Source organism: Pseudomonas sp. E141, assembly GCF_052659885.1.
Genome location: NZ_CP084024.1, coordinates 4,554,055 through 4,578,349, shown reverse-complemented (window position 1 = coordinate 4,578,349; position 24,295 = coordinate 4,554,055). Strand labels below are relative to the sequence as shown.

General features: G+C 60.7%; 16 protein-coding genes. 8 read left to right on the top strand and 8 right to left on the bottom strand.

Annotated elements, in window-relative coordinates; translation table 11 throughout:
• Position 1: 1 nt before the first annotated feature.
• Positions 2–1,267 (top strand): hypothetical protein, encoded by a 1,266-nt coding sequence (locus GKKCFE_RS20430; RefSeq protein ID WP_223194349.1) that lies wholly within the window; start codon positions 2–4, stop codon positions 1,265–1,267.
• Positions 1,268–1,301: 34 nt separating this feature from the next.
• Here GKKCFE_RS20430 and GKKCFE_RS20425 read toward each other — a convergent pair whose 3' ends face one another.
• A complete protein-coding gene (locus GKKCFE_RS20425; RefSeq protein WP_188250917.1) occupies positions 1,302–4,409 on the bottom strand; it encodes a transglycosylase domain-containing protein in 3,108 nt (1,035 codons plus the stop codon).
• Positions 4,410–4,769: 360 nt separating this feature from the next.
• Here GKKCFE_RS20425 and GKKCFE_RS20420 point away from each other — a divergent pair, with 360 nt between their 5' ends.
• Both GKKCFE_RS20420 and GKKCFE_RS20415 read left to right on the top strand, forming a co-directional pair.
• Entirely contained in the window at positions 4,770–5,231 is a 462-nt protein-coding gene (locus GKKCFE_RS20420) for an REP-associated tyrosine transposase (RefSeq protein ID WP_047230585.1), read from the top strand.
• 499 nt (positions 5,232–5,730) lie between these two features.
• Positions 5,731–7,152: an amino acid permease gene (locus tag GKKCFE_RS20415; protein ID WP_047230406.1), complete on the top strand. Its 1,422-nt coding sequence runs from the start codon at positions 5,731–5,733 to the stop codon at positions 7,150–7,152.
• Positions 7,153–7,260: 108 nt separating this feature from the next.
• Here GKKCFE_RS20415 and GKKCFE_RS20410 read toward each other — a convergent pair whose 3' ends face one another.
• The 6 genes from GKKCFE_RS20410 to GKKCFE_RS20385 form a co-directional block, all read right to left on the bottom strand.
• Positions 7,261–8,880 carry an FMN-binding glutamate synthase family protein gene (locus GKKCFE_RS20410; protein WP_160893312.1) on the bottom strand — a complete coding sequence of 540 codons (1,620 nt, stop codon included), beginning with the start codon at positions 8,878–8,880 and terminating at the stop codon, positions 7,261–7,263.
• Between the two features lie 196 nt (positions 8,881–9,076).
• The gene (locus GKKCFE_RS20405; RefSeq protein ID WP_107321936.1) at positions 9,077–10,483 is read right to left on the bottom strand and encodes an ATP-binding protein; all 1,407 of its coding nucleotides are present in this window, start codon (positions 10,481–10,483) and stop codon (positions 9,077–9,079) included.
• Positions 10,476–12,281 (bottom strand): DAHL domain-containing protein, encoded by a 1,806-nt coding sequence (locus GKKCFE_RS20400; RefSeq protein ID WP_445577032.1) that lies wholly within the window; start codon positions 12,279–12,281, stop codon positions 10,476–10,478. Before GKKCFE_RS20400 ends, GKKCFE_RS20405 begins: the two co-directional genes overlap by 8 nt.
• Complete coding sequence (locus tag GKKCFE_RS20395; RefSeq protein ID WP_419417782.1) at positions 12,278–13,237, bottom strand: cytochrome-c peroxidase; 960 nt, start codon at positions 13,235–13,237, stop codon at positions 12,278–12,280. Before GKKCFE_RS20395 ends, GKKCFE_RS20400 begins: the two co-directional genes overlap by 4 nt.
• Positions 13,238–13,282: 45 nt before the next feature.
• Positions 13,283–15,157 (bottom strand): putative bifunctional diguanylate cyclase/phosphodiesterase, encoded by a 1,875-nt coding sequence (locus tag GKKCFE_RS20390; RefSeq protein WP_076383649.1) that lies wholly within the window; start codon positions 15,155–15,157, stop codon positions 13,283–13,285.
• A complete protein-coding gene (locus tag GKKCFE_RS20385) occupies positions 15,154–17,445 on the bottom strand; it encodes a GGDEF/EAL domain-containing response regulator (RefSeq protein WP_188250914.1) in 2,292 nt (763 codons plus the stop codon). The genes GKKCFE_RS20390 and GKKCFE_RS20385 overlap by 4 nt, the downstream gene beginning before the upstream one ends.
• Positions 17,446–17,674: 229 nt before the next feature.
• Here GKKCFE_RS20385 and GKKCFE_RS20380 point away from each other — a divergent pair, with 229 nt between their 5' ends.
• The 4 genes from GKKCFE_RS20380 (at position 17,675) to GKKCFE_RS20365 (ending at position 20,778) form a co-directional block, all read left to right on the top strand.
• Positions 17,675–19,039: an HD domain-containing phosphohydrolase gene (locus tag GKKCFE_RS20380; RefSeq protein ID WP_047230399.1), complete on the top strand. Its 1,365-nt coding sequence runs from the start codon at positions 17,675–17,677 to the stop codon at positions 19,037–19,039.
• Positions 19,040–19,204: 165 nt separating this feature from the next.
• Entirely contained in the window at positions 19,205–19,621 is a 417-nt protein-coding gene (locus GKKCFE_RS20375; protein WP_047230398.1) for an NUDIX hydrolase, read from the top strand.
• A gap of 24 nt (positions 19,622–19,645) precedes the next feature.
• Positions 19,646–20,284: a LysE family translocator gene (locus GKKCFE_RS20370; RefSeq protein WP_139049242.1), complete on the top strand. Its 639-nt coding sequence runs from the start codon at positions 19,646–19,648 to the stop codon at positions 20,282–20,284.
• A complete protein-coding gene (locus GKKCFE_RS20365; protein WP_139049243.1) occupies positions 20,281–20,778 on the top strand; it encodes a GNAT family N-acetyltransferase in 498 nt (165 codons plus the stop codon). Before GKKCFE_RS20370 ends, GKKCFE_RS20365 begins: the two co-directional genes overlap by 4 nt.
• A gap of 90 nt (positions 20,779–20,868) precedes the next feature.
• Here GKKCFE_RS20365 and metR read toward each other — a convergent pair whose 3' ends face one another.
• Complete coding sequence (gene metR, locus GKKCFE_RS20360; RefSeq protein WP_047230407.1) at positions 20,869–21,786, bottom strand: transcriptional regulator MetR; 918 nt, start codon at positions 21,784–21,786, stop codon at positions 20,869–20,871.
• A 107-nt stretch (positions 21,787–21,893) separates the two neighbouring features.
• On the opposite strand from metR, the gene metE reads away from it, so the two are divergent.
• A complete protein-coding gene (gene metE, locus GKKCFE_RS20355; RefSeq protein ID WP_445577031.1) occupies positions 21,894–24,206 on the top strand; it encodes a 5-methyltetrahydropteroyltriglutamate--homocysteine S-methyltransferase in 2,313 nt (770 codons plus the stop codon).
• The last annotated feature ends 89 nt before the right edge of the window (positions 24,207–24,295 follow it).

Here is a 24,295-nt window from a genome sequence, read left to right as displayed (position 1 = left end):
AATGAGTCGTTCAAACATCTTCGGGCGCGGTGTTTCGTTGTGCCGCGCAGTCGCGGTTTTTGCCTTGTTGTTGACAGGCGTTCCGACGGCCAATGCGCTGACCCGGGAAATCAGTGCCGTATTCAGGCCAGACCCTGCTAAGCCTCAAGAGAATAAATTTCGCAATACCACTCCGACCACGGGTTACTGCGCGTCATTTCCAAATCAATGCAAGACGATGTTCAGCATTCGCTTGCCTATCACTTTCAGTTCGACCCTTCCTATTGAAGCGAATCATGGGGACGCTCGGCAAGGTGCGATGTTCAAAGTGCCTGCCGGTTGGCGCTCGCTACAAGTAACCCATGCAAGTACGGGTGAAACTGAAGTCGTTGAAATACGTTTGTCCGGCATAGGTTCGGAATACCGACTTCCTGTTAACGCAGCCGACTTGGTCGGTGGAGGTGTTGACGCTTTAAAGGCTCATAACCTGTTATGGGGTTCTAGCTGGGTCAGTGCGCCCTCGCCATGTCGATTCGGCGGTAATGCACCTTATAACGTCAATTGGTACGGTTTTTTCTGGACCACCCCGGTAGAAGGTGTGTGCGCCAAAAGGGCTCGTTACTTGATCCCCAGCATGACTTACCGTTATCTGGATTTTGCCTACGAATTGCGTACCCCCAATCCCTTGACCATGTCGACCGGTCAATACACGGGCTCGCTGACTTATAGCGTTGGTCCGGGGCAGGACTTCGATATGGGCGATGTGATGATCCCGAATGATTCAATAATCGCGTTCAATTTCAAACTGGATGTCGAACACACCCTCAAGGTCGAAGTGCCTCCTGGCGGCAACAAGGTCGTGCTCGAACCTCAGGGCGGTTGGCAGGCCTGGTTGAGCCAGGGGCAAAAACCGACGCGGTTGTTTCGTGACCAGACCTTCCACATCTCAGCCTCGTCGCGTTTCAAGATGGGCCTGCAATGCCAGTTCGCCGGTTCGAGTGATAACACCTGCTTGCTCTGGGCACCCAGCTCCGGCCAGATGGTGCCGGTGAATATCAGTGTGACCCTGCCCAATGGCCTGACCGACGCTGGTGGCCAACCGGTCAACCGCCGTCGGCTCTATCTCGATGGAAGCGGCACCGAGTTGTTCCAGCCGGGGCATTACATCGAGCGTCGGTCGGGAACGATGCACTTTGAAGTCACCCGCAACCAGGTCGAGGAAATGCTGGCCGGCGATGCCAAGAGTTACATAGGCAATGTGACGGTGATCTGGGATTCGGAGGTCTAGCGGTCCACCATCGCTCCTAAGGGGTTGGATTGAGTCAATGGCGCGCCACCAACGGCTGGCACTGGGTATGGCTACCCGGTTGCAAGTACGGCGAGAGGAACGGCGCCATACCCTTGAGCACCTGCACCGGCAAGGCCGAGGTGAACTTGAAATTCTGCGCCGAAGCCCCCGGTACGTAGGCGGTGAGGGTGCCGAAATGGCTGTCGCCGATGTAGAACACAAAGGTCGCGGTGCGGTTGATCGACTTGGAACTGATGACCCGCCCGCCGGCGCCAACGGCTTCGATGCGATTGTCGCCGGTGCCGGTCTTGCCACCCATCGATAACGGCGTGCCATCGGCCAGGGTGAAACTGCCGGCCACCCGTTTCGCGGTGCCGGCATCGACCACCTGGGACAACGCACCGCGCAACGCCCGGGCCACTTCCACCGGCATCACCCGTTTGCCGTTATCCGGATCGCTGATCAGCCGTGTCTCATAAGGGGTATTGACGGCGAAGTCGAGGCTGTCGACGCGCAGCGCCGGTAGCCGGATGCCGTCGTTGAGGATGGTGCCCACCAGCTCCGCCAGCGCGGCGGGGCGGTCGCCGGAGCTGCCGATGGCGGTGGCCAGCGACGGCACCAGATGGTCGAACGGGTAGCCGACTTTCTGCCAGCGTTGGTGGATATCAAGGAAGGCCTCGACTTCCAGCATGGTGCGGATACGACTGTCGCGAGCGCTCTTGTGCCGGCTTTTGAACAGCCAGCTGTAGACCTCTTGGCGTTCGAACCGGCTGGCTTTGACGATCTGGCTGAACTTGGCATCAGGATTGTTCAGCAGATAACCCACCAGCCACAGGTCCAGCGGATGGACTTTGGCGATAAAGCCCTGGTCGGGCAGGTCATAGTTGCCCGGGCCGTAGCTGCTGTAGAGCCGTTCCAGGCGTTCGTCGGTGAGCTTTTCGGCGCTCTTGGCCGACTTGAGGTGCGAACGCACAAAGTGGTTGAAGCTTTCCTGGCTGTCGCCGGGAAAGAAATAGCGGTGCACGGCGGCCAGGCGGATCGCCGTGGGGCGCATGCCGTCGAGGAAGGTTTCGAGACGCTGGCCCGTGTCCTTTTTCTGATACTTCTTCCAGAACTTGAGCAGGAAGGTGGTGCCTTCGCGGTCGGCGAACTGGGCCAGGTACTCCTGGCGGCGCGGATTCTTGTCGTCCTTGAGCAGCTCCGAACTGCTGTCGGGACCCGCGTACGTGGCGTAGCGCACCAAGTCACGCATCAGGCGAATGAATGGCAGGTTGATCGACTCGCGCAGGGCGTCGCGCAAGGTGGGATTACGGCCGTTATCTTCCTTACGGAAATTATTGAAGGTGTGCAGCCCGCCGCCGGTGAAAAACGCCTCGCCGGGGCTGGCTGAATAGGTACGATCCAGCGCCGCCTCCAGCATCGTCGGCAGGTTGCGATCGCTGTGCTGGATCAGGTAGTCGACGGCCCAGCGGGAGAGGCGGTCCTGGTCGGCGATCTCGGCTTTTTTCAATGTTGCCGGGGGTTCGTGGGCATAACGTTCGTGCAGTTCGGCGATGATCTGCAGGTAGGTGGTGAGCACCCGTAACTTGGCGGTGGAGCCCAGTTCCAGTTTGCTGCCTTCGTTGATATCAAAGGGTTGGTCGGTGCTGTCGGTCTGCACGCGCACGCGCGAGCCGTCCGGGGTCAGCTCCAGCAGGGTGAAGCTGTAGCGCACCTGGGCGGTGCTGGTCGGCGTCAGAAGACGTTCGCCCATCAGGCCGATTTCGGCAGCGAACGCCGGGTCTGCCAAGCGCTTGAGGTAATCGGTGGCCTGGGTCTGCAAGTCGTTTTGCAAGGTGCTGGTGGCGGAGAGGTCCAGGCGATCGAGGTCGTAGAACGAGCGGTTGAGCAACGTGGCCAGACGACTGCGGGCGGCGCTGATGCCCTTGTTGATTTCGTTGGGCTGAATGGTGGGTTGCTGCACCCAGTCGCGATAACTGACCTTGCTTGCCAGGGTCGCTTCGGCCAAGGAGGTGTCGATCACGCCGTTCTGGGCCAGCAGCCGGACGTGGCTGTCGGTCAGGCGCGCCAGTTCGTCCCGGCCTTTGGACAGGTAATAGGAGGGGCGGCGCTGGGCGATCATCAACGACAGCATTTCCCGCAGGGCCAGGCCTTTTTCCGCGAGGCTAGCGGGGTCTGTCGCGGTGCTGGACAAGCGTTCGTTGGCACGCTTGAAATCGGCGCCGTACCAGACCCGCAAACCTTCGGCCATGCCGTGGACTTCGCCATGCCCCGGTACGGCGGAGAGCGGCACGCTGTTGAGGTAATCACGGATGATTTTCTGCCGGGCCTCAAGGGTCTGTGGGCCTGCCTGATAGGCCCGCACACTGGCGGAAATCATCTGGCGGATTTTCTCCGCCCCCGACCCGGTAAGGCCGTCGGCGGAGTGGCGATACTTTTCCAGCTGCGTCGCCAGTGTACTGCCCCCGGCGGACTGCCCCGGCAGACTCAGGAGCTTGGCCACTTGCGACCACGCCGCCATGCCGAAGCGCGGCCAGTCCACCGCCGGGTTGGCCTGGGGGTGCTTGGGGTCGAGCAAAAAGCGGTTCTCGATAAACAACAGGCTTTGCACCACCACGGGGGGGATTGCCTCGAAGCTGGCGTACAGTTGCTGCGGGTACTTGAACTGGTACAGCGGCGCGACGCGGCAATCGGTGATCGTCAGGCCGGCCTGGATCTTTTCCGCATAGGGGACAAACAGGCCCTTATCGACGTAGTTCATCAAGGCCGGGGAGAAACGTGCCTGGGCCTGGATCACATAATCGCGCTTGAGCAACCGCGGCAGGAATTCATCCAGCGAGCTGTAACCCAACCGCCGGTCGAACGGACCTGCGCCAGGGTAGACGATGGCGTCGCTGGGCCCCGGTTGCACCGAATAGGTCAGAGACGCGGCGTACCGGCTGATCTCCCGGGCCTGAAACCTGGATGTGCGCATTTCCTTGGCCACCGCCAGGCCGACCACCACCACGATAATCAACAGCAACAACCAGAACGCTCGCCAGCCATGCCCTGCGCGGCGTTTTTTTTGGGGTAAAGGTGCTTCTTCCATACGTTCAGTCGGGCCCACAGGTTTACTCGAATCGGTTTGCCATAACGCGCCCATAGTCGACTGATCCATTCACGCATTGATCGGGACTTGTTTGAAGCTTAGACGGTGACGGCGCGGGCGGCGGGGAAATTGTGGACACCGTATGTATAAGACGGTTGTTGTTCTCTATGGCTGATGGGCTTTTGTGGCGAGGGAGCTTGCTCCCGCTCGGCTGCGCAGCAGACGCAACTGATGCATGGCTGAGCAGTATTCCAAGGTTGAAAAAGCCGGGGGCGGCTGCGCCACCCAGCGGGAGCAAGCTCCCTCGCCACGGGTACTACGTTGCTATCGGAAACGTCGTTCAAACATCAAAGTCTCGGGTCAGACCGGGCGGGGCTACCGTAAGTTGATACCCCAACGACAGGAAGCCAAGGAATGTATCCACCACGCCCAAACTCTCATCAATTGCGTCGCGGACGCTCTTCGGAACGGGGGCGAGGCTACCTCGTCACTACGGTCGTTCACCAACGCATGCCGCTCTTCAAGGACTGGCGATTGGGACGCTTGCTGGTTGCAGAACTGCGCCGGGCTCATGAACGAGGCCAGGTTAATTCGCTGGCCTGGGTTGTCATGCCGGACCATCTGCATTGGCTGGTGCAACTGGAGCAAGCCCAACTCACTCAGGTCATGCAAGCCGTCAAATCTCGCAGCACCCTGGCGATCAATCGAGCAATGAATAGAAAAGGTGCCTTCTGGCAAAGCGGTTTCCACGATCGTGCGATCCGCGACAACCAGGAGCTGCGGCCCTTCGCTCGGTACATCATCGCCAATCCGCTTCGCGCAGGGCTGGTGGATCGCATTGGTGATTACCCGCTCTGGGACGCGAAATGGCTCTAGTCGCTTTGGTTGCTCTTGTGGCGAGGGAGCTTGCTCCCGCTCGGCTGCGCAGCAGACGCAACTGATGCATGGCTGAGCAGTATTCCCAGGTTGAAAAAGCCGGGGGCGGCTGCGCCACCCAGCGGGAGCAAGCTCCCTCGCCACAGGGGCTGTTCAGCCCAAGAACCCTGCGCTAGAGCCATCGGCATGTCCCCGGGCATGACGCTGCACCATCGCTGTGCAATACTCGGCGCCGTTTTACGAATTGACTGTAATCCCAGGCAATACGTCTCCATAGATGGGTATAGGGATGAGGTTTATCCCTGATTTTCCCTGGTTTTACAGTGAAACTCTCTGCCTCTGGCTTTTTATACTGCACGACCCGCTGATCCTGCGGCTTTTGTTCTACAGGACGGTCTGTCCACAAAACAGACCCGGTTTCGGCAAGGTGGCAGGCCTATCGGCTTGCGGCTTTGGAGACTCGGTGGTCAATCCAATAACAAAACGAGGTTGTATCCCTATGCCTGTCGGCAATCATCTGCCCCATGGCGAGACCGCTCAGGGTGGTCCGCTCAAACGTGAACTCGGCGAGCGGCATATCCGCCTGATGGCGCTCGGCGCTTGCATCGGTGTCGGGCTGTTCCTCGGCTCGGCCAAGGCCATCGAAATGGCCGGTCCGGCAATCATGCTGTCCTACATCATTGGTGGCCTGGCGATCCTGGTGATCATGCGTGCGCTCGGCGAGATGGCCGTGCACAACCCGGTGGCCGGCTCGTTCAGTCGTTATGCCCAGGACTACCTCGGGCCGCTGGCGGGCTTCCTGACCGGCTGGAACTACTGGTTCCTGTGGCTGGTTACCTGCGTGGCGGAAATCACCGCGGTGGCGGTGTACATGGGCATCTGGTTCCCCGACGTGCCCCGCTGGATCTGGGCCCTGGCGGCACTGATCAGCATGGGCTCGATCAATCTGATCGCGGTCAAGGCCTTCGGCGAATTCGAGTTCTGGTTCGCCTTGATCAAGATCGTCACCATCATCGCCATGGTCATCGGCGGCGTGGGCATCATCGCTTTCGGGTTCGGCAACGACGGCGTGGCCCTGGGTATTTCCAACCTCTGGACGCACGGCGGTTTCATGCCCAACGGCGTGCAGGGTGTGTTGATGTCCCTGCAAATGGTGATGTTCGCCTACCTGGGTGTGGAAATGATCGGCCTGACCGCCGGTGAGGCGAAGAACCCGCAGAAAACCATCCCTAACGCCATCGGTTCGGTGTTCTGGCGGATCCTGCTGTTCTACGTCGGCGCTCTGTTTGTGATCCTGTCGATCTACCCCTGGAACGAAATCGGCACCCAGGGCAGCCCGTTCGTGATGACCTTCGAGCGCCTGGGTATCAAGACCGCCGCCGGCATCATCAACTTCGTGGTGATCACTGCGGCGCTGTCGTCCTGCAACGGCGGTATCTTCAGCACCGGGCGCATGCTCTACAGCCTGGCGCAGAACGGCCAGGCCCCGGCTGGTTTCGCCACCACCTCGGCCAACGGCGTGCCGCGCCGCGCGTTGCTGCTGTCCATCGCCGCGCTGCTGCTGGGCGTGCTGCTCAACTACCTGGTGCCGGAAAAAGTCTTTGTCTGGGTGACCTCCATCGCCACCTTCGGTGCGATCTGGACCTGGGTGATGATCCTGCTGGCCCAGCTCAAATTCCGTAAAAGCCTGAGCGCTTCGGAACGTGCGGCCCTGAAATACCGCATGTGGTTGTACCCGGTCAGTTCGTATTTGGCGCTGGCGTTCCTGGTGCTGGTGGTGGGCCTGATGGCCTACTTCCCCGACACCCGTGTGGCCCTCTACGTGGGCCCGGCGTTCCTGGTGCTGCTGACGGTGTTGTTTTATACCTTCAAGTTGCAGCCCACGGGTGATGTGCAGGGGTCGATGGATACCGCTTCATAAATTGCCGGCAATAAAACGAAAAGCCCCGGTCGAATGATCGGGGCTTTTTCTCAAGGGGATACCCCTCGTACCGTGGAGGATCCTGTCTCATGCCTGATGGCACTGCCGTCAAGCGGCGGCGACTTCCTGCGGCTCAAAACTGTCCGCCCGCGCCATCTGCCACATCCGCGAATAAAACTCCCCATTGACCTCACCCGTCAGCAATTCCCCCGGTTTCAAGAACACATGCAACTGGGAAAACAGCTTGATTTCAGTGGCGGACATGCGGCGGACCAGATGTTTGGGTTGCAGTTGTGAAGGATGGTCGAGGCCGGCGGCGGCGAGCATTTCGGCTAGGGCCTTGAGGGTGTTGCGGTGGAAGTTGTAGACCCGCTGGGCCTTGTCCGGCACAACCAGGGCGCGCTGGCGCAGGGTGTCCTGGGTGGCGACGCCGGTGGGGCATTTGTTGGTATGACAGCTTTGCGACTGGATGCAGCCGATGGCGAACATGAAGCCCCGCGCGGCGTTGGCCCAGTCGGCACCGATGGCCAGGACGCTGGCGATGTCGAAGGCGCTGACGATCTTGCCGCTGGCGCCGAGCTTGATCTTGTCCCGCAGGTTCAGGCCCACCAAGGTGTTGTGGACAAACAGCAGGCCCTCGCGCAACGGCACGCCAATGTGGTCGGTGAATTCCACTGGCGCTGCACCCGTGCCACCTTCCTTGCCGTCCACCACGATGAAGTCGGGCAGGATGCCGGTTTCCAGCATGGCCTTGGCGATGCCCATGAACTCCCAGGGGTGGCCCAGGCAGAACTTGAAACCCACTGGTTTGCCACCGGACAGTTCGCGCAATTGCTGGACGAACTGCATCAGTTCGATCGGTGTGGAGAAAGCACTGTGGCGTGACGGTGAAACGCAGTCCTCGCCCATGAGGATGCCACGGGTTTCGGCGATTTCCCGGGTGACCTTGTGCTTGGGCAGAATTCCGCCATGGCCGGGCTTGGCGCCCTGGCTCATCTTGATTTCAATCATCCGCACCTGCGGGTTTTGCGCTTGGGCGGCGAAGCGCTCCGGGTCGAAGCGACCTTCACGGGTGCGACAGCCGAAATAGCCGCTGCCCAGTTCCCAGGTCAGGTCGCCGCCGTGTTCGCGGTGATAAGGGCTGATGCTGCCTTCGCCCGTGTCGTGGGCGAAATTGCCGAGCTTGGCGCCCTGGTTCAACGCCCGAATGGCGTTGGCGCTCAGGGAACCGAAGCTCATGGCGGAGATGTTGAACACCGACGCTGAATACGGTTGGGTGCATTGCGGTCCGCCGACCGTCACGCGAAAACCGCTGGGGTCGCTTAACGGAGCCGGGCGCATGGAATGGCCGATGAATTCGAAACCGGTCTGATAAACATCGATCAGGGTGCCGAACGGTTTGTCGGCGCTTTCGTTCTTGGCCCGGGAGTACACCAGGGAACGCTGTGCGCGCGAGAAGGGCAGGGCGTCGCTGTCGGATTCGAGCAGGTACTGACGAATTTCCGGGCGGATGCCTTCGACCAGATAGCGGATATTACCCAGGATCGGGTAGTTGCGACGCACGGCATGGCGGTTCTGCAGCAGGTCGAACAGTCCCAGCAGACTTAACAGACCTGTCACCAGCGTGATCGGCCAGAGCCAGTCGTGTTGCAGAAACGGCAGGCTGGCGAGGGTGAAAACTACGCAGCCGGCAAAGAAGGCGTAACGGCTCAGTAAAGACAGGCTCATGCGGTTTCCTTCGGGTGAGCGATGGGGTGGGGCGGTGCAGGCATTCTGCGCTGGCAGTGAAAGGGCGGGCAACTGTGGCGAGGGGATTTATGCTCGCTGGGGTGGGGGCAACCCCTGCTCGCTAAACAGGCGCCTCGGTTTCTGAAGACCGCATCGCCTCCATCGCGGGCAAGCCTTGCTCCCACACAGCGCGATCTCAGCTCGCCTGTTTCATCTGCCGCACCGGCAACTCCACGCGGAAGGTAGTTCCCACCCCGACCTCGCTGCGCACTGTGATCTCGCCGTTGTGTTTTTTCACGATGCCGTAGGACAGTGAAAGTCCCAGTCCCGTGCCCTGGCCGACAGGTTTGGTGGTGAAGAACGGGTCGAAGATTTTTTGCAGTGTCTCAGGCGGCATGCCCGAGCCATTGTCGGCGACTTCGATCCACACGGTGTCTTCTTCAATGCCGTTGCGCAAGGTGATGGTGCCACGCTCGGGGCCGATGGCCTGGGCGGCGTTGACGATCAGGTTCATGATCACCTGGTTGATCTGCGACGGCAGGCATTCGACTTCCGGCAACGGGCTGTATTGCTTGATCACGTCGGCCTTGTACTTGATTTCATTGGCGACGATGTTCAGCGTCGAATCCAGGCCTTGTTGCAAGTTGGCCATCTGCCATTCCTGGTTGGAGTCGACGCGGGAGAAGTCCTTGAGGTCCTTGACGATCTGCCCGACCCGGCTGATGCCGTCCTTGGACTCTTTGATCAGCAGTGGAATGTCCTCGACGAGGAAGTCCAGCTCCACCTGCTCGCGCAGCTTTCTCAGATTCACTACCAGTTCCGGCGAAGAAATGGCTTGCTCGGCACTGTCATAGGCCTGGAGCATCTCCTGGAGTTTGCCAAAGTAGCCATCCAGGGCCCCCAGATTGGAAGAAATGAAACCGATCGGGTTGTTGATTTCGTGAGCGACCCCGGCGGCCAACTGGCCCAGCGAGGCGAGTTTTTCCGACTGGACCAACTGGCTTTCCAGCATCTTGCGTTCGTCGATTTCCATCTGCAGCAAAGAACTGGCCTGTTTGAACGCCTGGGTCCGCTGCTCCACCAGCTCCTCGAGTTTGCTCATCTGCAATTGCGCGCGGGAAGTCATTTCCCACTTGGTGGTCAGGGTGTTGGCCATTTGCTGGACTTCGATGTTGTCGAAGGGTTTCTTCAGAATCAGCAACCGGTCATGGCCATTGAGGCGGTCCAGCAGTTCGTCCCAGGAATAGTCCGAGTAGGCGGTGCAGACCACCACTTGCAACAGTGGGTCGTGCTTCCAGAGTTCCTCGATGGTTTTGGCGCCATCCCAGCCCTCGGGCATGCGCATGTCGACAAAGGCCAATGCATAAGGGTGCTCCGTTGCCAGCGCTTGCAGCAGTTTGTTCAGACCTTCCTGGCCGCCGTAGGCCGAGTCGAGTTCGAATACGGTGCCGGCCGGTTTCGGTGCGTCGCCGAACAAGGCGTTTTCCATGTCCAGTAGATCGACATTGACCTGATCCTCCGGCGTGAGGATTTTGCGGAAATCGTCATGGATGGCCGGTGTATCGTCGATCAACAGGATGCGGCGGTTGCTCAGATTATTCATGCTCACCTTCTGCGAGTTTCAAGGGCAGTTGCAACACGAACGTTGCTCCTGTGCCTGGTCCCTCACTGTGAGCGGTGAGGTGGCCGTTCATCTCAATGGCCGCGAGCGCGCAACTGTGCAAACCGAACCCGTGACCTTCCTTACGGGTGGTAAAACCATGGGCGAAGATACGCGTCATGTTTTCCGCCGGGATGCCTTCGCCTTCATCCTTGACACTGATCTGCAGGGTGTCGTCATTGATCACCGTAGCCTTGAGGGTCATGTTCCGTGCGTGGTTGGAAACCCCCGCCATGGCGTATTTGGCGTTGCTGATCAGGTTGATCAGAATCAGCAGCAAGCGGTGTTTGTCGCCCAGGATCCGCGGCACGTCGCCGTATTCCTTGAGCACCGTCACGTGGTGTCGGGTCAGGGCGCCGGAGTTCATGCGCAGGGCGTCTTCGAGCAGTTCGCTGACCACCAAAGGCTCCACCAGGCTGTTGGCGCCGGCATAGGATTGCTGGGTGGAGACAATATCCTTGATGTGATCCACGCTCTTGCTCAACTGGGCCAACTCGTCGGTAAGGCCTTGCTGTTCGACCGCGATGGCCTCCACCAACTGGTTCAGATAGCCGGGCAACAGCTTGCCTTTTTCGTCTTCGGTAAGGAAGTGCCCCAGGTCGTGGGGGTGTTCATTGATCAGTTGCATCGCCTTGCCCAGCCCCAGGGCCTTGCTGCTGCGCAGTTTACGGCTGATCAGGTCGGCGGAGATGTTCACACTGTTGAGCACGTTGCCAACGTTGTGCAGCACGTTGGTGGCGATTTCCGCCATGCCGGCCTGACGAGCGGTGTCCATCAGTTCGCTCTGGGTGTCCTTGAGTTGGCGGGTGCGCTCTTCGACCCGTACCTCCAGCTCGTCGTTGGCGGTTTGCAGGGCGTTGTTGGCGCGTTTGGTTTCGGCGAAGCTGCGCATCAACCGGATGGCCAGCCCGATCAGGATCAACACCAGGAACGTGGCGAAAACCAGCAGAAGAATATGGTTGCGCTGATGCGTGGCGGCAGCTTTCTCCTGGTCTTTGTCCAGCAGGCTGGTGATGGTGTCCAACCGGCCGGCCACGGGAACGGCTTCGATTCCCTGCAAGAGGTCATTGACCCTGGGTTGTTCGCGCAAGATCAGCGCGATGTGCCTGCTCAGGATATCGACGGATTTTTGTAGACCTTCCGGCAGGCGCTCCTTGTTGACGTCCAGCCGGTTCAGGCCTAGCAGCACTTCGGCGGCTTGCTCACGGGTGGTCAGATGAGCGAACTCCATGGCGCTGAGCAACAGATCGTAGGTGTCGATGGCAACGTTTTGCAGCTGCAGTTTGTCGGCGTCCGCAAGTTCGCCGAACTGGGCCTGGATGTCATCTTCGGCGGTGGGCAGGAAGGCGAGGGAGTTGCGCAATACCGCATTGTGGGATTTGAATCTTTCCACCAGACGGGTTTTCTCCTTCACCGCCTTGAGGTATTCGTCGCGCTCCTGTTCCCAGCTTGACGGTGCGTGGCGAGCCGGTTCCGATTCGATGGCGTCGAGGCGCTGCCACAGACGCGCCATCTCATTGAGGGGCGAGACCAGGGGGTCATAGTTTTGGCTCAAAGCCATCCGGGATTTAAGGACTTCGTTGTCCCAGATGGCGTCCTGCTGTTTGAGCAGGCGGATCAGGTCCCGAGATTCAATGTACGAGGCGGCCTGCTGTGCACTCGACTGGATGTACATAAACAGCAGGACTGACGCCAGCAAGAGGCCGACGAATGCCAGACCGAGGCGACGCAGGGCGGTCATAGCGGCTTGCCCTCCCATTCGCCGGTGAGGGTCTTGAGGAATTCGACGATCAGTTCCGTGTCGTTCTTCAAGGGTTCACGGCCCAACTGGTACTTGAACATCACTTCCACCGCGTTCTCCAGGGTAGGCGCTGACCCTGCGTGAAAGTACGGGGCGGTGATGGCGACGTTACGCAGACTCGGCACCTTGAAAACCTGGCGGTCAGCCTCGTCGCCAGTGACATTGAAGCGGCCGTCGTCGGCGCGGGTAGGGTTGCCCCGGTCCTGGATGTAGTCGCCCATCACGCCGAATTTCTGGAACATGTTGCCGCCGATGTTCACGCCCTGGTGGCAGGCGATGCAGCCGTATTCCTTGAAGCGCTGGTAACCGAACTTTTCCCGGGGCGTGAGGATGTCAGTGTTGCCCAGCAGGTACTGGTCGAAACGTGAATTTGGGGTCAGCAGGGTGCGTTCATAGTCGGCCAGGGCACTCTGGATGTTGGCCTGGGTCACGCCGTCGGGGTAGGCATCGTCAAAACCCCGAGCGTAGTCCGGGTCCTGGCCGATGCGCTTGAGCACCGTTTCCCAGGTACTGCCCATTTCCGCCGGGCTGGTCACGACGATGTGCACCTGTTCTTCCAGAGTGTCGACGCGGCCGTCCCAGAACTGATGGAAGTTCAGGCTGGCGTTGAACACCGTGGGTGTATTGAACTCCACTGGTTTACCGTCGAAGCCCAGGGAAAACTGTTTGTCGTCGGCGCCACCCTTGTCCAGGCGATGGCAACTGGCACAGGACAGGGTGTTGTTGACCGACAGCCGCGGGTCGTTGAAAAGCCGCAGGCCCAACTGGACGCGCTTGGGGTCCAGGGTCGGAATGGGGGGCAGCGGTTTGAGCGGTTCATCCAACGGCTCGGCGTGAACGGTCACGCTCAATCCCACCAGCAGGCCGAGGGCCAGAATCAGTCCATGTGACGCCATGGGATGCTTTCCTTGAAACTTTTGGTTGATGGAACTCAGGTGTGTTCACGCAAACGGGTTGTGGCGTTGTTCCCACTCGCTCATCCACAGGGCAAAGGCCTGTGGCTCCACGGCCTTGCTGAAGTAGTACCCCTGGGCTTCCTCGCACTGGTGAGCCTTGAGGAACTCCAGTTGCTCAAGGGTTTCCACGCCTTCGGCAATGATGTGCAGGTTCAGGCTCTTGCCCAGGCTGATGATGGTGCTCACCAGCTTTGCGTCATTACTGTCGATGCTCAGGTCGCCGACGAACGACTGATCGATCTTCAACACATCCACCGGAAATTTCTGCAGGTAGCTCAGGCTCGAGTAGCCGGTGCCGAAATCGTCGATGGCCAGCCGTATTCCCAGGCGTTTGACGGCCTTGAGGATGGCGACGGTGGTGTCGACGTTCTGCATCAGCACGCTTTCGGTGATCTCCAGTTCTAACTGTGTCGGGTCGAGACCGGTTTCCTTGAGGGTCCGGGCGATGCCTTCGACGAAACCGCGCTGGCGAAAATCGATGGTGGAGACGTTCACCGACAGGTAGAGCGGGCGCATGCCATCGGCTTGCCAGCGACAGGCCTGCTGGCAGGCTTCCTGGAGCACCCATTGGCTCAGCGGGACGATCAGGCCGCTGTCTTCGGCCACGGGGATGAAGTCCGATGGATAGATCAAGCCGATGTCAGGCCGGTTCCAGCGCACCAGCGCTTCGGCGCCGACCACTTTGCCACTCCTCAAATCGATCTTGGGCTGGTAGTGCAGCACGAACTCCTTGCGTTGCAAGGCCAGGCGCAGGCCCGATTCGATGGTTTGCTGCTGTCGCGCCCGACGGTTCATGTCTTCAGTGAAAAAACGGTAGTCGTTGGGGCCGGTTTCCTTGACGTTGCGCATCGCCGTTTCGGCTTTTTTGATCAACGCCACGGCATCGAAACCGTCGGCCGGATACATGCTGATGCCCAGGCTTGCGGTAACGGTCAGGTCGTGTCCGTCGATGGGGTGGGGCGTGCTGATGGCCGTCAGCAGTTTGTCGGCCACGCCTTTGGTCTGTTGCGAGTCGGTGATGTCTCCCAGTATCACCACGAACTCATCGGAGCCGTAGCGAAACACCGAGTCGGATTCACGCACCACCGTTGCCAGCGCCCGGGCCACCCGCTTGAGCATTTCGTCGCCCACCGGGTGCCCCAGTGCGTTATTGATACGCTTGAAACGGTCCATGCCGATGAACATCACCGCCAGTTGCCGGTCGTGGCGACGGCACTGGGCCATGGCCTGGGTCAGGCGATCACCGAGCAACATGCTGTTGGGTAGCTCGGTGAGTACGTCGTATTGCAGCAAGTGGGAGACTTTCAGCAACTCCTGGACCCGTTCCTCGATGGTGCGCTCCAGACTGCGCATTTTTCTCGCCGCATCCTGGGCCAGTTGCCATTTCCAGGTCATGGCACTGGCCATCTGGCGGATTTCCAGGGTGTCGAAGGGTTTCTTCAGGATCAGCAACTGATCGTCGAACTCGATGCGTTCGGACATGGTTTCCCAGGAATAATCCGAAAACGCCGTGCACAGCGCGATTTGCAGCCGTGGGTCGGCCTCCCACAAACGCTCGATGGTTTGCAGGCCGTCCCAGCCCGGCGGCATGCGCATGTCGGCGAACACCAGCGCATAGGGCTGGCCTTCGGCCTGGGCGCGCTTGACCAGTTCCAACGCCTCTTCGCCCTGATAGGCCGAGTCGATCTGAAATTGCAGGCGGCTGACCTGGGGCGTGCCAAACAGCAGGCTTTCAGTGTCGTCCAGCGAGTCGTCGCTACCGGCGCCCGGGCTGAGGATCTTGCGGAAGTCCTGGTGGATCGCCGGGGTGTCGTCCACCACCAGGATTCGCCTGTTCGCCGGCACCGACATGGGGTTCATGGGTTGCTCTCCGATAACTGGCTTGCAGGCCGGGTCCAATGGTCCGTCACGGGAACGATGGTGCCGGCCTTGAGCAGTTCGCTGGCTTGCCCACTGTCTACGGCAGTGCTGAAGTAATGCCCCTGGGCCTGCATCGACCCGCCGCTGGACATCAGCGTGGTGCGTTGCTCCTGGGTTTCGACGCCCTCGGCAATGATCCCGATGCCCACATCCCGGGCGAAATTGATGATCGCTCGCAGCGTCATTGCGTTCTCGGGGTCGGCGTTGGCGCTGTCGAGAAACCGTTGGGCGAGCTTGAGATGGTTGACCCGGTAGGTCTTGAGGTAATCGAACGAGGAGTACTCGGTGCCGAAATCATCGATGGCAATTTGTACGCCCAGTTCGCACAGACGTGGCAGCACGTCGTTGTGGGTCCACTTGGTTTGCGCCAGGGTGGCCTCGGTGACATCAAAGCGCAGGTCCCAAGGGGCCAGTTCCCAGCGGGCGGTGGTACGCAGCACGTCATAGATCAGCTCGGGACCGGTCTTGAGTTGCGTCAGGGACAGGTCGATGGCGATCACCGGGGGCGCCATGCCCTGGTCACGCCACTGGCGCATCTGTTGACAGGCCTGGTCCAGCACCCAATGCCCCAGGCCAACGATGATCCCGGTCTTCTCGGCGGCCGGCATGAACGACGCCGGCTCCAGCCAGCCGCGCTCAGGGTGGTTCCAGCGCACTTGCACGCCCATGCCCAGGATTTTGCCGGTGCCCAGGTCGACCTCCGGCAGGTAGTGCAAATGCAGCTCGTTGTTTTCGATGGCCTGGCGCAGGTCATTGGCCAGGGCGACGCGGTCGGTGACTTCTTGATTAATCTCCTCGCTATGGAAATGGTACTGGTTGCGGCCCTTTTCCTTGGACCGGTACAAGGCCATGTCGGACTGTGCCATCAGGCTGTCGGCGCTTTGGCTCTGGGAGGAATACAGGCTGATGCCGATGCTCACGGAGATCCGCACTTCGTTGCCGTCCAGGGAATAGGGCGCCACCAGGGCATCCCGGATCTTGGCGGCCAGGGCGGCGCAATGGGTCGCTTCGTGGACATCCAGTTGCAGGATGGCGAACTCGTCGCCACCCAGGCGCGCTACCACGTCGTTTTCCCGGGTACAGCCCTTGATGCGTGCGGCGACCTCCTGCAGCAGCAGGTCGCCGATCGGGTGACCCAGGGTGTCGTTGATCCGCTTGAAATGGTCCAGGTCCAGGTAAAACATCGCAAACGGCGCCGCCCCCCGGCGAGCCGCGGCAAAGGCTTGATGCAGGCGCTCGATCATGGTGGCGCGGTTGGCCAGCCCGGTCAGGCCGTCGGTGCGGGCCAGCAGGGCGATTTTCTCCTCGGCCAGCTTGCGTTCGGTGATGTCAAGAATGATGCCTTCCACTTCCAGCAGCAGGCCCTGTTCGTTGCGCACCGGAATGTAGCGGTTTTCCACCCAGCGGAACGTGCCGTCGCCCGTGCGCATGCGGAACTCGATGGACGCCCCCGCCGTGTCGCGGTTCAAGACGCGGACCATGGCGTCGTCGATCTTGCTTTGGTCGTCGGGATGGATCAGGGTTTGCGCCCAGTCCGGCGAGTTGACCAGTTGCGCCGCCGCGTGGCCGAACTTGGTGATGTTGTGGGAAATGTACATCAGCGCGAACGGCGGCTCGCCACGCAGGCGATACAGGATGGTCGGGCTGTTCTGCACGATGATATTGGCGTCGGCCAGCTCCCGCGTGCGCTCCTGCACCGCGCGTTCGAGCATGTCCATTTTCAGCGCCGCGTCTTCGGTCATCTGCCATTTGACGGTCAGGGTACTGGCCATCTGGCGGATCTCGATGGCATCGAAGGGTTTTTTCAGGATGAGCAGGCGGTCGCCCAGTTCGAGGCGCTCGGCGATGTCTTCCCAGGAATAATCCGAATAGGCGGTGCACAGCGCCACTTGCAGCTTGGGGTCGACGCGCCATAGCCGTTCGATGGTTTCAAGGCCGTCCCAGCCAGGGGGCATACGCATGTCGATGAACGCCATGGCGTAGGGTTTGCCCTCGGCCAAGGCAGATTCGACCTTGTTCAGGGCTTCCATGCCCTGGAAGGCCGAATCGAGCACGAAACTCTGGCTGGCAACCGCCACAGGCGCGCCGAACAGGGCTGCTTCAGCGCTGCTCAGGCTGTCCTCGGGGGTAGCATGGGGGCTGAGGATCTTACGAAAATCCTCGTGGATCGTCGGAGTGTCATCGACGATCAGGATCCGCCGGTTGGCCCTTTCCGTCGGCAGGCTCATGGCCGTGCACCGTCGCGATGCTGACTGTTGAACCGTGGATACATCTGATATCCCTTCCGTTGGCATGAGTATTCTGGCCTGTACTTGGCCCTTCATGGTCTACAGCATAGCTGTCTCATTGAGATGCGCTCGGCCGGTCAAGGCAAAATCGTGTCTAAATTCACGCAATCTACTAGCCTCTAATTCGGGGGTAGCGTAGAACAGGTGTCGTTAACAGGAGGGGGGTCCAATGGAAGATCAATCGCAGGATGTACCGGTCAGGAAGCCGACGGTACTGTTGGTCGATGATGAAGAGTCGATTCTCAATAGCCTGCGTCGGTTATTGCGCAGCCAGCCGTACGAAATCCTGCTGGCTGACAGTGGCGCCAAAGCCCTGGAAATCCTCAAGGAGCGGCCGGTCGACCTGGTCATGACCGATGCCCGCATGCCCAACATGGACGGCGCCACTTTGTTGGCGCAGATTCGCAAGCTTTATCCATCGACCTTGCGCATCCTGCTCACCGGTTATGCCGATGTGGACATGATGACCAAGGCCATCAACGAGGGGCAGTTGTATCGCTACCTCAGCAAACCCTGGAACGACGAGGAACTGGTGCAGGCCCTGCGTCAGGCCCTGGCGCACCAGCACTCCGAAAGCGAGCGCCAGCGCCTCGAAGCGCTGAACCGTGAACAGAACGAACAGCTGCGGATACTCAACACCACCCTGGAAAAACGCGTGGCGTCGCGCACCGCCGAGCTGCAGCAGACCGCCGACATGCTCGACCTGGCCTATGACGAGCTCAAGCGCAGCTATGTGACCGGCACCGAAGTGTTTTCGCTGATCGCCAACCTGCGCCTGCCCAAGGCCAAGCAGACCAACCGGCAGATCATCGAGCTGATCCGGGTCTACAGCAGGCTGCACTTTCTGGACGAGTCCACCGACCGCGACCTGACCATGGCCGCGGCGCTCTACAACATCGGCAAATTGAGCTGGACCGACAACATGATGGTCACGCCCGCCGACATGCTGCACCACACCGAGCTTGATCTCTACCGGGCCTATCCGAAGCAGAGCGAGTCGCTGCTGATGACCCTGGACCCGATGAAAGACGCCGCGCGCATCATCCTCCATCACCAGGAACGTTGGGACGGCAGCGGTTTTCCCGACCATCTGCGAGGCGAGGCCATTCCGTTCGGTTCGCGACTGTTGAAACTGGCGGTGGACTTCATCGAACTGCAGCGCGGGTTGATCCTGGAGCGGCAGATGAACAGCGACGAGGCGCTGGTCTACATCCGCAAATACGCCGGCAAACTGTACGACCCGGGCATGGTGGAGGACTTCATCAAGGCGTGTGGTGAATACCTGGACGACGTGACCTTGTCGGATCCGACGGTGCAGGTCATGACAACCCGCGACCTGACGGCCGGCATGATCCTGGCGCGCAACCTCAACGCCGACAACGGCATGCTGTTGCTCAACGCCGGCAAGGTGCTGAGCGCGCCTCTGGTGGAAAAGCTCATTGCTTTCGAAGCGATGGAAGGGGCGCGCTACAGCGTGTTCGTCAAAATCCCCGAAGAGGCAGACCCTTCGGTGCCGAAGCCGATGTTGGGGTGATGCAGATCTGACTGAGAGTACAGTCATCCTGTGGGAGCGAGCTTGGCTCCCACAAAAACTGCTCCCACAGTGGTTTTGTGTGGCGTCTGAAGGTGGCGCCGGGCTTTGCTCCCATCGCTGCGCTCTGTACCCTTGCGAGCATTTTTCTGCCCAGGGCATTTCATCATGACCACTCCCATCATCCGCATCGCCGCCGCTCTGTTGATCGGACCGGACGGCCGGACCTTACTGGTGCGCAAGCGCGGCACCCAGGCCTTCATGCAGCCGGGCGGCAAGATCGAGGCCCATGAGCAACCGGTCCAGGCCCTGGCCCGTGAGCTGGACGAAGAGCTTGGGCTGACGATTGATCCGGCACAGGCCCGTTACCTGGGGGCGTTCAGTGCCCCGGCCGCCAACGAGCCGGGTTTTGTCGTGCAGGCTGACGTTTTTTTACTGAGCATCGATGCGCCGGTTTCTCCCGCCGCCGAGATTGAAGAAGTGCGCTGGATCGACCCGGCCAGTGACAGCGATCTGCTGCTGGCGCCGTTGACAGGCGAGGTGATCCTGCCGTTTTATCGAGCCAGCCTTCTCGAGACGTGCTGACCCCAGACTCAAGGACTGACGCCCATGATTCCATTGCCGGACCTGCTGATTTTCGCCGCCGCCGCGTTGCTGATGGTGCTCACGCCCGGCCCGAACATGATCTACCTGATTTCCCGTTCGATCTGCCAGGGCCGCAAGGCCGGCGTCACCTCCCTGCTGGGGGTGGTGGCTGGCTTCTTCGTGCACATGTTTGCCGCGGCGGCGGGGCTGACGGCGGTGTTCCTGGCGGTGCCCATGGCCTATGAGGTGTTGAAATGGGCCGGCGCGCTGTACCTGTTGTGGCTGGCCTGGCAGGCAGTCAAGCCCGGCGCACGTTCGCCGTTCCAGGCCCAGCAACTGCCGGTGGACTCGACGCGCAAGCTGATCACCATGGGGTTCCTCACCAGTGCCCTGAATCCAAAGATTGCAGTGTTTTACCTGTCGGTGTTCCCGCAGTTCATCAGCCCGGAACACGGCTCGTTGTTCACCCAGAGCATCATCCTCGGGCTGACCCAGATCAGCGTCAGTTTCAGCGTCAACCTGCTGATTGCCCTGTTCGCCGCCGGCATTGCCTCCTGGTTCGTCCATAACCCCACCTGGTTGGCGGCGCAGCGCTACTTCATGGGGTTTGTGCTCGGCGCGCTGGCGTTGCGCCTGATGCTTGAACAACGGCGTTCGGCGTGAGCATTCGACGGCTTGCAGCGGGTGATGCCCAGGCGTATCGCGACCTGATGCTCCAGGCCTACGCGCTTCATCCCCAAGCTTTCACCTCCAGCGTCAGCGAGCGAGCGGCGATGCCCATGAGGTGGTGGGAATCACGTCTGAACAGTCGGCTGGATGTGTTGTTGGGGGCGTTTGTCGAGCATGAACTGGTGGGCATTGTCGGGCTGTCCCTGGAGCCGCGGGAAAAAGCCCGGCACAAGGCCACGTTGTTCGGCATGTACGTCGCTGACTCTCATCGCCACGCTGGCCTCGGCTACCAACTGGTGCAGGCGGCACTCGAAGAAGCCCGACGCCATTCGTTTTTACGGCTGGTGCAACTGACCGTCACCGCCGGCAACGATCCTGCCGTCAGGCTCTACCAGCGCTGCGGTTTCGTGCTGTACGGCCTGGAGCCGATGGCGATACGGGTGGACGAGGACTACCTCGACAAGATCCATATGTGGCTAGAGCTCTGAGTCGCTCAGAGATGAGTTCTCGAGTTTTTGATGAATGAGGGTTGTCGAGTTTTTGTGGCGAGGGAGCAAGCTCCCTCGCCACAAAAGCACTCAGCGCACGGCACTGACGCCGTCGAGGGTCGAAAACGAAGTGTCCTTGGCCGTCAGCAGAAAGTCGCGCATGTAGGGCGCATCGAGCATGTCGGTGCGCACGGCGGCATACAGCGTGGCGAACAAACCTTTCTCTCCCAGTCGCTTGGCCTTCACGTAGCCCCGCGAGCTGTATTCATGCAGTGCCCAATGGGGCATGCCGCAGACGCCACGACCGCTGGCCACCAGTTGCATCATCATCACCGTCAGTTCAGACGTGCGCACCTGGGCCGGTTCGATGTCGGCCGGTTCCAGGAAACGGGTGAAGATGTCCAGGCGATCGCGCTCCACCGGATAGGTGATCAGGGTTTCGCTGACCAGGTCTTCGGGCACGATGTAGGGTTTGTTCGCCAGTCGGTGCTGGTTGGCCACGGCGAGCATCGCTTCGTAGGTGAACAGCGGCACGTAGGTGATGCCCGCCAGTTCCAGCGGGTCGGAGGTCACCACCAGGTCCAGGTCGCCCCGGGCCAGGGCCGGCAGTGGGGCGAAGGCGAAGCCCGAGGCCAGGTCCAGCTCGACTTCCGGCCAGGCGTCGCGGAACTGGTCGATGGTGGGCATCAGCCACTGAAAGCAACTGTGGCACTCGATGGCCATGTGCAAGCGCCCGGCGGTGCCTCCGGCCAACCGACCGATGTCCCGCTCGGCGCTGCGCAGCAACGGCAGGGTGGCGTCGGCCAGTTGCAGCAGGCGCAGGCCGGCACTGGTGAAACGCACCGGTTTGGTCTTGCGCACGAATAGTTGCATGCCCAGGCGTTCTTCCAGTTCCTTGAACTGGTGGGAAAGGGCGGACTGGGTCAGGTGCAGGCGTTCGGCGGCTTCGACCAGGCTATCGGCTTCGCGCAGGGCATGCAGGGTCTTGAGGTGGCGGATTTCAAGCACCGTGGGCTCCATGAGTAAAACTCGTGATCAACACGAAAAGGTTGAGTTTGTCTCATGTGGGGCTGGCTGTCGACAATGGCGCCATCTTTTACAGGAGGACACACACCATGGCCCTGGCCCACACCTTAGGTTTTCCCCGCATCGGCGCCGACCGCGAACTGAAAAAAGCCCTCGAAGCCTACTGGAAGGGCGACCTGGCACCGGCCGCGCTGCAAGCGGTGGGCCGTGAATTGCGGGCCCGACACTGGCAACTGCAGAAAGAGGCCGGCATCGACCTGCTGCCGGTCGGTGATTTCGCCTGGTACGACCAGGTGCTCAGCCACACTTTGACCCTGGGTGCCGTCCCGTCGCGATTCCACAACACCCTCGATGCTCAGGCCAAGCCGACCCTCGACACCCTGTTCGCCATGGCCCGAGGCGCCACCGCTGCCTGCTGCGGAGCTGATCACGGGCAAGCCCAATACGCTCAGGAACTGACCAAGTGGTTCGACACCAACTACCACTATCTGGTCCCGGAGTTTTCCGCCGACCAGCGCTTCGCCCTGAGTTGGGAGCAACTGTTCGAAGAAGTGGACGAGGCCCATGCCCTGGGACATCAGGTCAAACCGGTGATCATCGGCCCTTTGACGTATCTGTGGCTGGGCAAGGCCAAGGGCGAGGACTTCGACAAGCTCGACCTGCTCGAGCGTCTGTTGCCGGTCTACGGTGAAATCCTCAATCGCCTCAAGGCCCAGGGTGTTGAGTGGGTGCAGATCGACGAACCGATCCTCACCCTCGACCTGCCCCTGGCCTGGAAAAGCGCGTTCGAGCGGGCCTATCACATCCTTCAGTATTCGCCGCTGAAAAAGCTGGTGGCGACCTATTTCAGTGGCTTGGAAGACAACCTCGGCCTGGCGGTGAGCCTGCCGGTGGACGGTTTGCACATCGACGCGGTACGGGCGCCGGAACAACTGGGTCAGGTGCTCGATCGCCTGCCGACCTACAAAATCCTGTCGGTGGGGTTGGTCAATGGCCGCAACGTCTGGCGCTGTGAACTGGAACAGGCGCTGGCGCAATTGCAGCCGGCCCAGGAGCGTTTTGGCGACAACCTCTGGGTCAGCACCTCTTGCTCACTGTTGCACAGCCCCGTGGACCTGGAGCGTGAAGACCGACTGGACCCTGAACTCAAGAGCTGGCTGGCCTTTGCCGTGCAGAAATGCGGTGAAGTGGCGGTACTGCGCGATGCGCTCAACGACCCCCAGGCACCCGGTGTGCAACACGCCTTGGCCGACAGCCGTGACGTGCATGCTCGTCGTGCCGGCTCGACACGCATTCACAAAGCCGAGGTTCAGGCCCGCCTCGCCGCGATACGACCACAGGACAGCCAGCGGCGCTCGCCGTTTGCCCAGCGCATGGAGCAGCAGCGCGCCCGGCTGAAACTGCCGGCCTTTCCCACCACCACCATTGGTTCCTTCCCGCAGACTCCGGCGATTCGCCTGGCGCGCCAGGCCTACAAGCAAGGCAAGCTGTCGGCCAACGATTATCAGGACGCCATGCACACTGAGATCCGCCATGCCGTGCAGATCCAGGAACGCCTGGGCCTGGATGTGCTGGTACATGGCGAAGCCGAACGCAACGACATGGTGGAATATTTCGCCGAACAACTGGACGGCTATGCCTTCACCCGTTTCGGCTGGGTCCAGAGCTACGGTTCGCGTTGTGTGAAGCCGGCAATCATCTACGGCGACATCAGCCGCCCGAAAGCGATGACCGTCGACTGGATCCGCTACGCCCAGAGCCTGACCGACAAGGTGATGAAGGGCATGCTCACCGGCCCCGTGACCATGCTGATGTGGTCGTTCCCTCGCGAGGACGTCTCGCGTCAGGTTCAGGCGCAACAACTGGCCCTGGCCCTGCGTGACGAAGTGCAGGACCTGGAAAAGGCCGGGATCAAAATCGTGCAGATCGACGAAGCTGCATTCCGCGAAGGCCTGCCCCTGCGACGCGGGCAATGGCAGGCGTACCTGGACTGGGCCGTGGAGGCCTTCCGCTTGAGCGCATCGGGTGTAAGCGACGAAACCCAGATCCACACCCACATGTGCTACAGCGAATTCAATGATGTGATCAAGGCCATCGCCGACATGGACGCCGATGTCATCACTATTGAAACCTCGCGTTCGGACATGGAGTTGCTGGAGGCTTTCGAAGCGTTTGAGTATCCCAACGATATCGGCCCGGGCGTCTACGACATCCACTCGCCACGGGTGCCGGACACGGCCGAGATGGTGGCATTGATGAGCAAGGCGGTGAAGCGGATTGTGGCGGACCGGCTGTGGGTCAACCCCGATTGCGGCCTGAAGACCAGGGCGTGGCCGGAGGCAGAAGCGGCGCTGGTGAACATGGTGGCGGCGGCGCGGCAGTTGCGCAGTCAGTTGGCCTGAAGCCCGAATACTCTTACAGGTCAGGGGGAGTGCTCTGCTTTGCTTCATTTGACCGGGTGGAGCGACCATTTGGCAATCTTCATCAAACT

What these genes read in the sequence shown, in the direction of transcription:
- GKKCFE_RS20430 (WP_223194349.1), top strand. Translation starts at nt 2, where the DNA reads ATGAGTCGTTCAAACATCTTCGGGCGCGGTGTTTCGTTGTGCCGCGCA.
- GKKCFE_RS20425 (WP_188250917.1), bottom strand. Translation starts at nt 4,409, where the DNA reads ATGGGCGCGTTATGGCAAACCGATTCGAGTAAACCTGTGGGCCCGACT.
- GKKCFE_RS20420 (WP_047230585.1), top strand. Translation starts at nt 4,770, where the DNA reads ATGTATCCACCACGCCCAAACTCTCATCAATTGCGTCGCGGACGCTCT.
- GKKCFE_RS20415 (WP_047230406.1), top strand. Translation starts at nt 5,731, where the DNA reads ATGCCTGTCGGCAATCATCTGCCCCATGGCGAGACCGCTCAGGGTGGT.
- GKKCFE_RS20410 (WP_160893312.1), bottom strand. Translation starts at nt 8,880, where the DNA reads ATGAGCCTGTCTTTACTGAGCCGTTACGCCTTCTTTGCCGGCTGCGTA.
- GKKCFE_RS20405 (WP_107321936.1), bottom strand. Translation starts at nt 10,483, where the DNA reads ATGAATAATCTGAGCAACCGCCGCATCCTGTTGATCGACGATACACCG.
- GKKCFE_RS20400 (WP_445577032.1), bottom strand. Translation starts at nt 12,281, where the DNA reads ATGACCGCCCTGCGTCGCCTCGGTCTGGCATTCGTCGGCCTCTTGCTG.
- GKKCFE_RS20395 (WP_419417782.1), bottom strand. Translation starts at nt 13,237, where the DNA reads ATGGCGTCACATGGACTGATTCTGGCCCTCGGCCTGCTGGTGGGATTG.
- GKKCFE_RS20390 (WP_076383649.1), bottom strand. Translation starts at nt 15,157, where the DNA reads ATGAACCCCATGTCGGTGCCGGCGAACAGGCGAATCCTGGTGGTGGAC.
- GKKCFE_RS20385 (WP_188250914.1), bottom strand. Translation starts at nt 17,445, where the DNA reads ATGAGCCTGCCGACGGAAAGGGCCAACCGGCGGATCCTGATCGTCGAT.
- GKKCFE_RS20380 (WP_047230399.1), top strand. Translation starts at nt 17,675, where the DNA reads ATGGAAGATCAATCGCAGGATGTACCGGTCAGGAAGCCGACGGTACTG.
- GKKCFE_RS20375 (WP_047230398.1), top strand. Translation starts at nt 19,205, where the DNA reads ATGACCACTCCCATCATCCGCATCGCCGCCGCTCTGTTGATCGGACCG.
- GKKCFE_RS20370 (WP_139049242.1), top strand. Translation starts at nt 19,646, where the DNA reads ATGATTCCATTGCCGGACCTGCTGATTTTCGCCGCCGCCGCGTTGCTG.
- metE (WP_445577031.1), top strand. Translation starts at nt 21,894, where the DNA reads ATGGCCCTGGCCCACACCTTAGGTTTTCCCCGCATCGGCGCCGACCGC.